14 protein-coding genes are annotated in these 14684 nt (G+C 61.5%); 12 read left to right on the top strand and 2 right to left on the bottom strand.

The genetic code is table 11. The features are described from left to right. Positions 1-93 precede the first annotated feature (93 nt). From M5B98_RS28070 to M5B98_RS28050, 5 genes are all read left to right on the top strand, one after another. A complete protein-coding gene (locus tag M5B98_RS28070) occupies positions 94-597 on the top strand; it encodes an ureidoglycolate lyase (protein WP_027613342.1) in 504 nt (167 codons plus the stop codon). Between the two features lie 51 nt (positions 598-648). Beyond that, positions 649-1971 (top strand): urate hydroxylase PuuD, encoded by a 1323-nt coding sequence (locus M5B98_RS28065; RefSeq protein WP_248744632.1) that lies wholly within the window; start codon positions 649-651, stop codon positions 1969-1971. Positions 1972-2140: 169 nt separating this feature from the next. Continuing rightward, a complete protein-coding gene (locus tag M5B98_RS28060) occupies positions 2141-3499 on the top strand; it encodes a nucleobase:cation symporter-2 family protein (RefSeq protein ID WP_085608811.1) in 1359 nt (452 codons plus the stop codon). An 87-nt stretch (positions 3500-3586) separates the two neighbouring features. Next, on the top strand, positions 3587-4372 hold the full coding sequence (locus M5B98_RS28055; RefSeq protein ID WP_248744631.1) for an outer membrane protein OmpK: 786 nt from the start codon (positions 3587-3589) through the stop codon (positions 4370-4372). 372 nt (positions 4373-4744) lie between these two features. After that, a complete protein-coding gene (locus M5B98_RS28050) occupies positions 4745-5530 on the top strand; it encodes an outer membrane protein OmpK (protein WP_119428451.1) in 786 nt (261 codons plus the stop codon). A gap of 114 nt (positions 5531-5644) precedes the next feature. Here the strand turns inward: M5B98_RS28050 and M5B98_RS28045 are convergent, their stop codons facing one another. Then, positions 5645-6817 carry a patatin-like phospholipase family protein gene (locus M5B98_RS28045; protein ID WP_085710629.1) on the bottom strand — a complete coding sequence of 391 codons (1173 nt, stop codon included), beginning with the start codon at positions 6815-6817 and terminating at the stop codon, positions 5645-5647. Between the two features lie 35 nt (positions 6818-6852). Then, a complete protein-coding gene (locus M5B98_RS28040; RefSeq protein WP_114881990.1) occupies positions 6853-7785 on the bottom strand; it encodes a lipid A biosynthesis lauroyl acyltransferase in 933 nt (310 codons plus the stop codon). Between the two features lie 116 nt (positions 7786-7901). On the opposite strand from M5B98_RS28040, the gene minC reads away from it, so the two are divergent. From minC to M5B98_RS28005, 7 genes are all read left to right on the top strand, one after another. Beyond that, positions 7902-8639, top strand: coding sequence for a septum site-determining protein MinC (gene minC / locus M5B98_RS28035; RefSeq protein WP_085710676.1), 738 nt, complete (start codon positions 7902-7904; stop codon positions 8637-8639). 169 nt (positions 8640-8808) lie between these two features. Continuing rightward, positions 8809-9621 (top strand): septum site-determining protein MinD, encoded by an 813-nt coding sequence (minD, locus tag M5B98_RS28030; RefSeq protein WP_064378705.1) that lies wholly within the window; start codon positions 8809-8811, stop codon positions 9619-9621. Then, positions 9621-9875: a cell division topological specificity factor MinE gene (gene minE, locus M5B98_RS28025; RefSeq protein ID WP_007960071.1), complete on the top strand. Its 255-nt coding sequence runs from the start codon at positions 9621-9623 to the stop codon at positions 9873-9875. The genes minD and minE overlap by 1 nt, the downstream gene beginning before the upstream one ends. Before the next feature lie 91 nt (positions 9876-9966). Further along, the gene (locus M5B98_RS28020; RefSeq protein ID WP_119428454.1) at positions 9967-10602 is read left to right on the top strand and encodes an RluA family pseudouridine synthase; all 636 of its coding nucleotides are present in this window, start codon (positions 9967-9969) and stop codon (positions 10600-10602) included. 69 nt (positions 10603-10671) lie between these two features. After that, a complete protein-coding gene (locus M5B98_RS28015) occupies positions 10672-11961 on the top strand; it encodes a M18 family aminopeptidase (protein ID WP_085710626.1) in 1290 nt (429 codons plus the stop codon). Between the two features lie 131 nt (positions 11962-12092). Beyond that, positions 12093-12269, top strand: coding sequence for a hypothetical protein (locus M5B98_RS28010; RefSeq protein ID WP_167443765.1), 177 nt, complete (start codon positions 12093-12095; stop codon positions 12267-12269). Positions 12270-12345: 76 nt separating this feature from the next. Beyond that, positions 12346-14502 (top strand): mechanosensitive ion channel domain-containing protein, encoded by a 2157-nt coding sequence (locus tag M5B98_RS28005; protein WP_248744630.1) that lies wholly within the window; start codon positions 12346-12348, stop codon positions 14500-14502. Positions 14503-14684 lie beyond the last annotated feature (182 nt).

Here is a 14684-nt window from a genome sequence, read left to right as displayed (position 1 = left end):
AGGTTTTGTGAACGCCACAGTCCACTGTGGGAGCGGGCTTGCCCGCGATGGCGATAGTTCTAACAACACAGAATTTTGGATAAGAAGAACAGCATGCGCACATTGACGATTGAACCGCTGACCAAAGAAGCCTTCGCCCCGTTCGGTGACGTGATCGAAACCGACGGCAGCGATCACTTCATGATCAACAACGGTTCGACCATGCGCTTCCACAAACTGGCGACGGTCGAAACCGCTACGCCCGAGGACAACGCGATCATCAGCATCTTCCGCGCCGACGCGCAGGACATGCCGCTGACCGTGAGCATGCTGGAACGCCATCCGCTGGGCAGCCAGGCTTTCATTCCGCTGCTCGGCAACCCCTTTCTGATCGTGGTCGCGCCACTTGGCGATGTACCTGTATCAGGCTTGGTCCGCGCCTTCGTCACCAACGGCAGGCAGGGCATCAATTACCATCGCGGCGTCTGGCACCACCCGGTGCTGACGATCGAAAAGCGGGATGACTTCCTGGTGGTTGATCGCAGTGGCACAGGCAATAACTGCGATGAGCATTTTTTCAAAGAGGATGAGCGTTTGATCCTCGCCCCCCACCAATAAGAGAAGGTCCGATCACTCGACAACAAGAGTGACGGGCGAGAGGTAAAGACTGTGGAAGCACATCTGTTGGAATGGCTGAACCTGAGCGTGCGCTGGGTTCACATGATCACTGGCGTGGCCTGGATCGGCGCGTCGTTCTACTTCGTCTGGCTGGAGAACAACCTCAACCGCGTCAACCCGAAAACCGGTCTTGCCGGTGATCTGTGGGCGATCCACGGCGGCGGTATCTATCACCTGGAAAAATACAAACTGGCCCCTCCGTCGATGCCGGAGAACCTGCACTGGTTCAAATGGGAAGCCTATTTCACCTGGATGTCGGGGATCGCGCTGCTCTGCGTGGTGTTCTACTCCAACCCCGTGCTCTACCTCGTGGCACCCGGCAGCGGCCTGACCGGCCCTGAAGGCGTGGCCATCGGCATCGGTTCGCTGATCGCCGGCTGGTTCATCTACGACTTCCTCTGCGATTCGCCCCTCGGCAAGAAACCCGCCCTGCTCGGCTTCATCCTGTTCGTGCTGATCATCGGCGCGGCGTATGGCTTCAGCAAGGTGTTCAGCGGTCGTGGTGCGTACCTGCACGTCGGCGCGATCATCGGCACCATCATGGTCGGCAACGTGTTCCGCATCATCATGCCGGCACAACGCGCACTGGTGGCCGCGATTGCCGAGAACCGCACGCCGGATCCGGCGCTGCCGGCCAAAGGCCTGTTGCGTTCGCGTCACAACAACTACTTCACCCTGCCGGTGCTGTTCATCATGATCAGCAACCACTTCCCGAGCACTTACGGCAGCCAGTACAACTGGCTGATCCTGGCCGGGATCGCCGTGTTGGCGGTGTTGGTGCGTCACTACTTCAACACCCGTCACGACAGCCACAAGTTTGCCTGGACCCTGCCGGTGGCAGCGGTGGGCATGATCACCCTGGCGTACGTCACCGGCCCTGCGCCGATGCCGACCGCGCCGGACGTGGCCAAGGCTCCTGCGAAAATCGAGTACCAGCCGCTGCCGGAAACGGCCCTGGGTGGTGGCGCGAAACCGGCTGAAGCGGCACAACCGGCCGCCGCTGCTGCACCTGCTGCACCCGCCGCTGCTCCGGCTCAGGCATCCAACGCAGGTCCTGCGTTCGACAAGGTGCACAACGTGATCCAGGAACGCTGCGCGGTCTGCCACTCGGCCAAACCGACCAGCCCGCTGTTCAGCGCTGCCCCGGCCGGTGTGATGTTCGACACCCCCGAGCAGATCCGCCAGAACGCGGCGCGGATCCAGGCGCAAGCCATCACCACGCAGATCATGCCACTGGGCAACATCACGCAGATGACCCAGCAGGAACGCGACCTGATCGGTGCATGGATCGCCCAGGGAGCCCAGACCAACTAAGCAGTAAAAGCATCGCTGGCAAGCCAGCTCCCACAGGGTTTTGCACTGCCTGTGTGGGAGCTGGCTTGCCGGCGAATTGCCGCAACGCGGTTTACCTGATGCAAAGAAACAGCTGTGAGCAACCCGGCAGCTGTTCAATCACAAGAATAAAAAAGATCCGAGGTGTTGCATGTCCGAGCTGTCCAAAGCGCGCATCCCCGACGCACCCGCCATTCAGCGTTTGCCCCTTTTGCAACTGATCCTGGTCGGTTTGCAACATGTTCTGCTGATGTACGGCGGCGCCATCGCGGTACCGCTGATCATCGGACAGGCCGCTGGCCTGAGTCGTGAAGAAATCGCCTTCCTGATCAACGCCGACCTGCTGGTCGCCGGCATCGCCACCATCGTGCAGTCCCTGGGGATAGGCCCCATGGGCATTCGCATGCCGGTGATGATGGGCGCCAGTTTCGCCGCCGTCGGCAGCATGGTCGCCATGGCCGGCATGCCCGGCATCGGTCTGCAGGGGATCTTCGGCGCTACCATCGCCGCCGGGTTCTTCGGCATGATCATCGCACCGTTCATGTCCAAGGTCGTGCGCTTCTTCCCGCCGCTGGTGACCGGCACGGTCATCACCTCGATCGGTCTGTCGCTGTTCCCCGTGGCCGTGAACTGGGCCGGTGGCGGCGCAGGCGCCGCCCAATTCGGTTCACCGATTTATCTGGCCATCGCCGCGCTGGTGCTGGCGACCATTCTGCTGATCCACCGCTTCATGCGCGGTTTCTGGGTCAACATTTCCGTGCTGATCGGCATGTGCCTGGGCTACGTGCTCTGCGGCGCCATCGGCATGGTCGACCTGAGCGGCATGGCCAACGCGCCATGGGTTCAGTTCGTCACCCCGCTGCATTTCGGCATGCCGAAGTTCGAACTGGCGCCGATCCTGTCGATGTGTCTGGTGGTGGTGATCATCTTTGTCGAATCCACCGGGATGTTCCTGGCGCTGGGAAAGATCACCGGCCAGGAAGTCTGCCCGCGCATGCTGCGTCGCGGCTTGCTGTGTGATGCCGGCGCATCGTTCGTTGCCGGTTTCTTCAACACCTTCACCCACTCCTCCTTCGCGCAGAACATCGGTCTGGTGCAGATGACCGGCGTGCGCTGCCGCTCGGTGACCATCGTTGCCGGCGGTCTGCTGATCGTCCTGAGCCTGCTGCCGAAAGCGGCGTTTCTGGTGGCATCGATTCCTCCGGCGGTACTCGGTGGTGCGGCGATTGCGATGTTCGGCATGGTGGCGGCAACGGGGATCAAGATCCTGCAGGAAGCCGACATCGGTGACCGTCGCAATCAACTGTTGGTGGCGGTGAGCATCGGCATGGGCCTGATCCCGGTGGTGCGTCCGGAATTCTTCGCCCACCTGCCATTGTGGATGAGCCCGATCACCCACAGCGGGATCGCCATGGCCACCCTCAGCGCACTGACGCTGAACCTGTTGTTCAACATCCTGGGCGGCGCCGAGCGCGCGGCCATCAACGACTGTCACGCACACCCGCACTGATCCGAAGAGTAAAAAAAGGGGGCTCGCCAACGCCAGCCCCCTCGCGACAGCTTTGCCTCAAACAATAAAAACAAGAGGGAGCAACAGATGATCCGGACTCAAACCAACGTGTTGTTGAGCGGCGGCCTGCTGGCCGCATCACAAGCCATGGCCGGCGATTTATTGCTGTGGCAGACCAACAGCCTGAGCTACCTGTACGGCAAGAACTTCGCGATCAACCCGTCGATCCAGCAGACGGTGACGTTCGAGCATGCCGACAAGTGGAAGTACGGCGACAACTTCCTGTTCGTCGACAAGATCTTCTACAACGGCAAGGAAGACCGCAACAAAGGCCCGCACACCTACTACGGCGAATTCACCCCGCGCTTCTCCTTCGGCAAGATCTTCGACCAGAAGATCGAATTCGGCCCGATCAAGGACGTGCTGCTGGCAATGACCTACGAGTACGGCGAAGGCGAGAGCGAGGCCTATCTGATCGGTCCCGGTTTCGACCTGAAAGTGCCAGGCTTCAACTACGTCACCCTGAACATCTTCCGCCGCCAGACCGAAGGCCCGCGCCCGGGCGATGGTGTCTGGCAGATCACCCCGGGCTGGTCCTACAGCTTTCCGCTGGGCAATTCCGACGTGCTGATCGACGGCTATCTCGACTGGGTCGTCGACAACGACGAAAACTCGCGCGGCACCTATCACGCCAACCTGCACATCAACCCGCAGATCAAATACGACCTGGGCAAAGCCCTCGGCTGGAGCCAGAAGCAGTTGTATGTCGGTACCGAATACAGCTACTGGAAGAACAAATACGGGGTCGAAAGCAGCCACAACCTCGACACCAATCAGAACACCGCCAGCCTGCTGGTGAAGGTGCACTTCTAAGATGACCCGCAACCGTGCCGCCTACCTGTCGTCGGTGCTCTGTTGCGGGGCACTTGAGGCCTGGCCGTTGAGTCAGTATTCTCCGCGGCCTCCTGAATTCGGTCTAAAAAAAAGCCCGGATTTAATTCCTGACCGACGAGCCAACTTATCCCGGCCCCGGTCAGTACCGAGGCGTCCCGAAAACACGCTCAATCGACTGTTTTTCAGCAGCCGACGGGCGTTTTTTTGCTTTTCGAAAAGCCTTGGCTCAGCTCTTGCTAACAGCATTAAAGCTGACCGAATGGATGATTTTTGCGGCAACGAAAAAAGGCGCCACACCAGAGCGCCGACTCAAAAAAATAAACGTGGAATACCTACTTTGGGAGCAACCGAATGAAACGTATGAGCACCAGCCTGATGCTTGCGGGAACCATGCTGGCGGGGGGCCAGGCCATGGCCGACGGCCTGCTGCAATGGCAGAACAACAGCCTGACCTACCTGTACGGCAAAGACTTCAAGGTCAACCCGGCCATCCAGCAGACCGTCACCTTCGAGCACGCCGATGCGTGGAAGTACGGCGACAACTTCCTGTTCGTCGACAAGATTTTCTACAACGGCAAGCCTGACGGTGGCGTCGGCAACAACACCTATTACGGTGAGTTCCAGCCACGTATCTCGCTGGGCAAGGTGCTCGACCAGAAGATCGAATTCGGCCCGATCAAAGACGTGCTGCTGGCCATGACCTACGAGTTCGGCGAAGGCGACGTCGAGTCCTACCTGATCGGTCCAGGCTTCGACCTGGCGATTCCGGGCTTCGACTACTTCCAGCTGAACTTCTACCAGCGTCACACCGAAGGCTCGCGTCCGGGTGACAACGTCTGGCAGATCACCCCGGTCTGGTCCTACACCATTCCGGTCGGCAACTCGAACGTGCTGATCGACGGCTACATGGACTGGGTGGTCGACAACGACGTCAACAGCAAAGGCGAATACCACGCCAACCTGCACTTCAACCCACAGGTCAAATACGACCTGGGCAAGGCGCTGAATTTCGGCGAGAAGCAGCTGTATGTCGGTGTGGAATACGACTACTGGAAAGACAAGTACGGGATCGACGACACCCGTGGCTTCACGACCAATCAGAACGTGACCAGCTTCCTGGTGAAATTCCACTTCTGATAGCGCGGCGTCCTCACGGACGCCATCGCGAGCAGGCTCGCTCCCACATTGGTTTTGTGCACGACACAAATCCCGGTGGGAGCCAGCCTGCTGGCGATTGCTGTACCACTGATTTCAGGCTGGGACCACCGCCTCGCCAATCCCGAGAAACCGGCACAACTCATCGCGCTTGGCCAGTGCATCGCGCCGCCCAAGATCAATCAATTCGCTGCAATACCCCGCCTCGAACAGCAAATAACTCAACACCCCTGCCCCGCTGGTCTTGGTCGCCCCCGGCCCGCGCAAGAACAGCCGCAACGCCGCCGGCAGTTCCTGACGATGCCGTGCCGCGATTTCATCGATTGGCTGACTTGGCGAGATCACCAGCACGTCCACCGGCGCCACACCCAGCGTGCGTATCGGCGTGCCTTCGGGCATCAAATGGCTGAACTGGTTCAGACGCTGAAGCAGCTCGATATCGCTTTCCAGGCTGTCAATGAAGGTGCTGTTGAGCATGTGCCCGCCGATCTGCGCCAGCGTCGGCTGCTGACCGGTATAAGTGCGCTCCAGCGGTTGTGCCGGGTCGAAACCGCGCGGGTTGCCGCTGACGCCCACCACCAGCACCCGGCTCGCGCCCAGGTGCAGCGCCGGGCTGATCGGCGCCGACTGTCGCACTGCGCCATCGCCAAAGTATTCCTCGCCGATTTTCACCGGCGCGAACAACAGCGGGATCGCCGAACTGGCCAGCAAATGCTCCACGGTCAATTGCGTCGGCACACCAATGCGTCGATGGCGCAGCCAGGCATCGATGCTGCCGCCGCCCTGATAGAAGGTCACCGCCTGCCCCGACTCGTAGCCGAACGCGGTCACCGCCACCGCATGCAATTGCTTGCGGGCGATGGATTCGGCGATGCCGGGCATGTGCAGTTTTTCATCGAGCAGATGCCGTAGCGGCGAGCTGTTGAGCAGCGCCACCGGCAGGTGCCGGCCCATGCCCAGCAGGCTGTGACTGACGAAACGGCTGGCCTGGCGGATCACCCCCGGCCAGTCGCTGCGCAGCACGCGATGGCTGCGAAAGCCTTGCCAGAACAGGGTCAGGCGTTCAATGGCGGCCCGAAAGTCCGTGGCGCCGCTGGCGAGGCTGACTGCGTTGATCGCCCCGGCCGAGGTGCCGACGATCACCGGGAACGGATTATCCGCGCCCAGCGGCAGCAATTCGGCAATCGCCGCCAGCACCCCCACCTGATACGCCGCCCGAGCCCCGCCGCCGGAAAGAATCAAACCTGTGACCGGTTCAGCTGGGCTCATCGCAACGCTCCGTGGTGCTTATGGGATGGGGTGAATCAACGACGTTTGGCGTACAGCTTCGGCTCGCCCGGCGGACGGCTCTTGAAGCGCCGGTGCGCCCACAGGTACTGCTCGGGGCAATCACGCAACACGCCTTCGACCCACTGATTGATGCGGATGCAATCGGCTTCTTCGGTCTCCCCCGGGAAACCTTCCAGCGGCGGATGGATCACCAGACGATAGCCGCTGCCGTCCGCCAGGCGCTCCTGAGTGAACGGCACCACCAGCGCTTTGCCCAGTCGGGCGAACTTGCTGGTGGCGGTGACCGTCGCGGCCTGAATGCCGAACAGCGGCACGAAGATGCTTTGCTTGGCGCCGTAGTCCTGATCCGGCGCGTACCAGATCGCGCGCCCGGAACGCAGCAGCTTGAGCATGCCGCGCACATCGTCGCGCTCCACCGCCAGCGAATCCAGATTGTGCCGCTCGCGGCCCTGGCGCTGGATGAAATCGAACAGCGGGTTCTTGTGCTCGCGGTACATGCCGTCGATGGTGTGTTGCTGGCCGAGCAGCGCCGCGCCGATTTCCAGGGTGGTGAAATGCACCGCCATCAGAATCACGCCCTTGCCTTCGCGCTGAGCCTGTTGCAGGTGCTCGAGGCCCTCGACATGGGCCAATTTCGCCAGACGCTGACGGGACCACCACCAGCTCATCGCCATTTCAAAGAACGCGATGCCGGTGGAGGCGAAGTTTTCCTTGAGCAGGCGTTTGCGCTCGGCGGCGGACTTTTCCGGGAAACACAGTTCCAGATTGCGCTTGGCAATGCGCCGCCGGTCGCCGGCGAAGCGATACATCAGGGCGCCGAGAAAACGACCGATGGCCAGCAATGCCGGATAGGGCAACTGCACCGTCAGCCACAACAGCCCCAGGCCGCACCAGAGCGGCCAGAAGCGTGGCGCGAGAAATGCTTTTCGAAAACGCGGGCGATCCATTAAAGCTTCCGTAAATAAGTGGCCGCGCATTCTACATCGTTCAGCCCGGCTTGCGGCTGGCGGGCGTTCTCGTTATAAGTCTCGGCACTTTTAGTGACAAGCCGTTGTATGCCGACATGAGCCAAAACGAATCGCCAGACCAAGATCCCGTGTTCCAGTTGAAGGGCAGCATGCTCGCCATCACGGTGCTCGAGCTGTCCCGTAACGACCTGGACAGCCTCGATCGGCAACTGGCCGCCAAAGTCGCCCAGGCACCGAACTTCTTCAGCAACGCGCCGCTGGTCCTGGCGCTGGACAAGCTGCCGCCGAGCGAAGGCGCGGTCGATCTGCCGGGCCTGATGCGCGTGTGCCGCCAGCACGGCCTGCGCACCCTGGCGATCCGCGCCAGTCGCATCGAAGACATCGCCGCCGCCATCGCCATCGACATCCCGGTACTGCCGCCGTCCGGCGCCCGCGAACGGCCGCTGGAAACTGCCGAACCCGTTGCACCGAAGAAGCCGGAAAAGCCGCCGGAGCCGACCGTCAAACCGACCCGCGTCATCACCACGCCAGTACGTGGTGGCCAACAGATCTATGCGCAAGGTGGCGATCTGGTGGTGGTGTCTTCGGTCAGTCCGGGGGCGGAACTTCTCGCCGATGGCAACATCCATGTATACGGCCCGATGCGCGGTCGTGCGCTGGCCGGGGTCAAGGGTGACACCAAGGCGCGGATTTTCTGTCAGCAATTGAGCGCTGAACTGATCTCCATCGCAGGCCATTACAAGGTTTCCGAAGACCTGCGTCGCGATCCGATGTGGGGTTCGGGCGTACAGGTCAGCCTGTCGGGCGACGTGTTGAACATCATTCGGCTTTAACGGATACTGCCGCATTTTCCAAGCATCTCTAAAACGTAGCGAAAACGGCTCAAACGAAGTAGGAAAAAGGCCAAAAGCCGAATTCCAGCCAAGGCTGTCCGACTGCAGTAGTTTTCAAGAGATGTTTTTCAGGGGCTGAACAGTCCTTCTTCCTTAGGGGTGAAACACCTTGGCCAAGATTCTCGTGGTTACATCCGGCAAGGGTGGTGTGGGTAAGACCACCACCAGCGCCGCTATCGGTACCGGCCTCGCTCTGCGCGGCCACAAAACAGTGATCGTCGACTTCGACGTGGGCTTGCGTAACCTCGACCTGATCATGGGTTGCGAGCGCCGCGTGGTGTATGACTTCGTCAACGTGGTCAACGGCGAAGCCAACCTGCAACAGGCCCTGATCAAAGACAAGCGCCTGGAAAACCTCTACGTGCTGGCCGCCAGCCAGACCCGTGACAAAGACGCGCTGACCCAGGAAGGCGTGGAAAAAGTCCTGATGGAGCTCAAGGAACAATTCGAGTTCGTGGTCTGCGACTCCCCGGCGGGCATCGAGAAAGGCGCCCACCTGGCCATGTACTTCGCTGACGAAGCTATCGTCGTGACCAACCCTGAAGTGTCCTCGGTACGTGACTCGGACCGCATGCTCGGCCTGCTGGCCAGCAAGTCCCGTCGCGCCGAACGCGGCGAAGAGCCGATCCAGGAACACCTGCTGATCACTCGCTACCACCCGGAGCGCGTCGAAAAAGGCGAAATGCTGGGCGTCGAAGACGTCAAGGAAATCCTCGCCGTGCGCCTGCTGGGTGTCATTCCGGAATCCCAGGCCGTGCTCAAGGCTTCCAACCAGGGCGTCCCGGTTATCCTCGACGACCAGAGCGACGCCGGCCAGGCCTACAGCGATACCGTTGATCGCTTGCTGGGCAAGGAAAAAGAACACCGGTTCCTGAATGTCGAGAAGAAGGGATTCTTCGAGCGTCTGTTTGGAGGTAGGTAATGAACCTTTTTGACTTCTTTCGTGCCAACAAAAAGCCAAGTACCGCCTCGGTCGCGAAAGAGCGTCTACAGATCATCGTGGCGCATGAACGCGGCCAGCGCAGCACCCCTGACTATCTGCCGTCCCTGCAAAAGGAACTGGTGGAAGTGATCCGCAAGTACGTCAACATCGGCAACGACGACGTACACGTGGCACTGGAAAGCCAGGGCAGCTGCTCGATTCTGGAACTCAACATCACCCTGCCCGATCGCTGAGTCGATCCGGCAGGAACGACGGCGGCTCAGGGCCCTTCCGACACCGGAAGGGCCCTGAGCCGCCGTTGGCATTTGTTACGAGGCTGTTTTAATGCCGCTGTCCAACATCCACATCATTCATCAGGACGCCGCCGTACTGGTGGTGAACAAACCGACCCTGTTGCTCTCGGTACCCGGCCGGGCCGACGACAACAAGGACTGCCTGATCACCCGCCTGCAGGAAAACGGCTACCCGGAAGCGCGTATCGTCCATCGTCTGGACTGGGAAACCTCCGGCATCATCCTGCTGGCCCGCGACGCCGACACCCACCGCGAACTGTCGCGGCAGTTTCACGACCGCGAAACCGAAAAGGCCTACACCGCCCTGGCCTGGGGCCAGCCGGAACTGGACAGCGGCAGTATCGACCTGCCCCTGCGCTACGACCCGCCAACCAAGCCGCGCCACGTCGTAGACCACGAATTCGGCAAACACGCCCTGACCTTCTGGCGCGTGCTGGAACGTTGCGGCGACTGGTGCCGTGTCGAACTGACGCCGATCACCGGCCGTTCGCACCAGTTGCGCGTGCACATGCTGTCCATCGGTCATCCGCTGCTCGGTGACGGGCTCTATGCTCACGAACAAGCCCTCGCCGCCTGGCCGCGCCTGTGCCTGCACGCCAGCATGCTCAGCTTCACCCACCCGCAAACCGGTGAGCGCTTGCGCTTCGACTGCCCGGCGCCGTTCTGACCCCACCACAATGTCCCAAGCATCAGGCCGATGCGTTAAACTCCCGCCCATTGCTGTCTGGAGCTTCTTATGCGCGAAGAGTTGAACCAAGGCCTGATCGACTTCCTCAAGGCCTCCCCTACCCCGTTTCACGCCACCGCCAGCCTTGTTCAACGCCTGGAGGCCGCCGGTTATGTGCGCCTCGACGAGCGCGAGACCTGGCACACCGAAGCCAATGGCCGTTACTACGTCACCCGTAACGACTCCTCGATCGTCGCGATCAAGATGGGCCGCAACTCACCGCTGCACGACGGTATCCGTCTGGTCGGCGCCCACACCGACAGCCCGTGCCTGCGGGTCAAGCCGCAACCTGAACTGCAGCGCCAGGGTTTCTGGCAACTCGGTGTTGAAGTCTACGGCGGCGCGCTGCTGGCGCCGTGGTTCGACCGCGACCTGTCGCTGGCCGGCCGCGTCACCTTCCGTCGCGACGGCAAGGTCGAGAGCCAGTTGATCGACTTCAAAGCGCCGATCGCGATCATTCCCAACCTGGCGATTCACCTCAATCGTGAAGCCAACCAGGGCTGGGCCATCAACGCCCAGACCGAACTGCCGCCGATTCTCGCGCAGTTCGCCGGTGACGAACGTGTGGACTTCCGTGCGGTACTGACCGATCAACTGGCCCGCGAACACGGCCTCAATGCCGACGTGGTGCTCGATTACGAGCTGAGCTTCTACGACACCCAGAGCGCTGCGGTCATCGGCCTGAACGGTGATTTCATCGCCGGCGCCCGCCTCGACAACCTGTTGTCGTGCTACGCCGGCCTGCAAGCCCTGCTGACTGCCGACACTGAAGAAACCTGCGTGCTGGTGTGCAACGACCACGAAGAAGTCGGCTCCTGCTCGGCCTGCGGCGCCGACGGCCCGATGCTGGAACAGACCCTGCGCCGCCTGCTGCCGGAAGGTGACGAGTTCGTACGCACCATCCAGAAATCCCTGCTGGTCTCGGCCGACAACGCCCACGGCGTGCACCCGAACTACGCCGAGAAACACGACGCCAACCACGGCCCGAAACTCAACGCCGGCCCGGTGATCAAGGTCAACAGCAATCAGCGCTACGCCACCAACAGCGAAACCGCCGGTTTCTTCCGTCATCTGTGCATGGCCGAAGAAGTCCCGGTGCAAAGCTTCGTGGTGCGCAGCGACATGGGCTGCGGCTCGACCATCGGCCCGATCACCGCCAGCCACCTGGGCGTGCGCACCGTCGACATCGGCCTGCCGACATTCGCCATGCACTCGATCCGCGAACTGTGCGGCAGCCATGACCTGGCGCATCTGGTGAAAGTACTGAGCGCGTTCTACGCCAGCCGCGAACTTCCGTAGAAACCACGGGGATCGCAGCCTCACGCTGCGATCCCCTGCCCCGCGAATCCGGCTCATTTCTGATACACATCACCACCGGTCGGCAAAAAGCGACCTAGACTTAAATCATCCCCTTCGACAAGGCTGTCGCCATGATCTCGATGTCTGCGTTCCACTCCATGCTCATTCCGATCCTGTCCGGAATGATTCTGCTGGCGATCGGCTTCAACTTCCGCGACAAGAACGCCGGCGTGCTCGCCATGTGGATCGGCATGCTGATGATCCTGGCCACCGTGGTCTACAAGATCCTCGCCAAACTCAACGAATAAATCCGCGCCCGGCTCGCATTGATTCTGGCGGGCTCGTACACTCGCCCGATCCGCCCCTTGCGAGGTTGACCGCCTAGTGTTCGCTCGTTTCTTTGCCCTGCCCTGCCTTTTCCTCGTCTGCCTGATGACGCTGCTGCCGTCGGCGCCTGCCCACGCGGTGAGTCTGCCCGGCCTGCTCAATGGCTCGAACAAGGCGCAACCGGAAGCCCAGGAACCGCTCGGCCAGTCACTCGACGAAGTCATCAAATCCCTGGAAAACGATCAGCAGCGCACCCAGTTGCTGGGCGACCTGAAAAAACTGCGCGACGCCACGAAAAAAGCCCAGGCCACCCCGGAAGAAGGCGTGCTCGGCCTGATCGGCGGCACCCTGGCCAATTTCGAAAAACAGTTCACCGGCAGCGACAGCCCGCTCAACCGCTGGTCCGCCGAATTCGAACTGGCCAAAGACGAACTGTCCGCCCTGATAATGCCGGCCAGCGAATGGCTGCCGATCATCTTCGGCTTCGCCATGATCCTGATGGTCTGGAGCCTGCTGGCCGCCGCGCTGATCTGGCTCGGCCACCGGGTGCGCATGCGCTTCGGCCTGACCGAAGAACTGCCGCAACACCCCCGGGCCCTCGACATGTTGCGCTTCGCCCTGCGCAAGCTCGGGCCGTGGATGATTGCCCTGGTCATCACCGTCTACATGAGCTACGCGCTGCCATCGTCCCTGGGCAAAAGCCTGGCGATGGTCCTGGCTTACGCGCTGGTGGTCGGCACCTGTTTCTCGGCGATCTGCGTGATCGCCTTTTCCGTACTCGACGGCCCGCACCGCCACCGGGCGCTGTACATCCTGCGGCATCAGGCCTTCCGCCCGTTGTGGCTGATCGGCAGCTTCGCCGCATTCGGTGAAGGGCTGAACGATCCGCGTCTGGTGGCGGGTCTGGGCGTACACCTGGCCCACACCGCCGCCACCGTCACCAATGTGCTGGCGGCGCTCTCGACCGGACTGTTCATCCTGCGCTTCCGTCGCCCCATCGCGCACCTGATCCGTAACCAGCCACTGTCCCGCCGCCTGACCCGCCGCGCCCTCAGCGACACCATCGATATCCTCGGCACCTTCTGGTACGTACCGGCGCTGGTGCTGGTGGGGATTTCCCTGTTCGCCACCTTCGTCTCCGCCGGAGACACCAGCACAGCCTTGCGCCAGTCGCTGATCTGCACCGTGCTGCTGGTGTTGTGCATGGTCATCAACGGCCTCGTCCGCCGCCACGCCCTCAAACCCCAACGCGGGCCGAAACGCCATGCGCTGTATTCCGAGCGCCTGAAAAGCTTCTTCTACACCCTCGCGCACCTGCTGGTGTGGCTGGCCTTCATCGAACTCGGCCTGCGGGTCTGGGGCATGTCACTGATCGGCTTCACCGAAGGCGAAGGCCACGACATCAGCGTCAAACTGTTCAGCCTGATCGGTACGCTGATCTTCGCGTGGCTGATCTGGATCCTCAGCGACACCGCCGTCCACCACGCCCTCACCCGCTCACGCAAAGGCCTGGCCAACGCCCGCGCGCAAACCATGATGCCGCTGATCCGCAACGTGCTGTTCGTGGCGATCTTCATCATCGCCCTGATCGTCGCCCTGGCGAACATGGGCATGAACGTCACGCCCCTGCTGGCCGGTGCCGGCGTGATCGGCCTGGCCATCGGCTTTGGCGCGCAATCGCTGGTGGCCGACCTGATCACCGGCCTGTTCATCATCATCGAAGACTCCCTGGCCATCGACGACTACGTCGACGTCGGCGGGCACCTCGGCACCGTCGAAGGCCTGACCATCCGCACCGTACGCCTGCGGGACATCGACGGCATCGTCCACACCATCCCGTTCAGCGAAATCAAAAGCATCAAAAACTACTCCCGGGAATTCGGCTACGCGATCTTCCGCGTAGCGGTGCCGTTCAACATGAACATCGACGAAGCCATCAAACTGATGCGCGAAGTCGGCCAGAAAATGCGCACCGACCCGCTGCAGCGACGCAACATCTGGTCGCCACTGGAGATTCAGGGTGTGGAAAGTTTTGAATCGGGTAATGCGATATTGCGCGCCAGGTTCAAGACCGCACCGATCAAACAGTGGGAAGTTTCACGGGCGTTCAACCTGTCGCTGAAACGGCATCTGGACGAGGCCGGGCTGGATCTGGCGACGCCGAGGATGAATGTGCAGGTGATTACCGCAGGCGGTGGCCAAACTCAAGAATAGGGCCACCATCAAAGCTCTCTTCGCTGGCAAGCCAGCTGCCACCACTCACCACGATGAGCGTTAGCTCGAGTACCGCTTTTGAAGTGCCGGCCCCTTCACGCCCTGAGCCTGTCCGTCAACTCGTGAGCACCTCGGGCAGCGGCTTTATCAACGCTGATCCGCGTTGCACTAAAGCCTGCAAA

The sequence above is a fragment of the Pseudomonas sp. MWU12-3088 genome, assembly GCF_023242405.1.
GTDB lineage: Bacteria > Pseudomonadota > Gammaproteobacteria > Pseudomonadales > Pseudomonadaceae > Aquipseudomonas > Aquipseudomonas kribbensis.
Note: the sequence above shows the minus strand (reverse complement) of the source record. Positions and strands in the feature narration are given on the sequence as shown.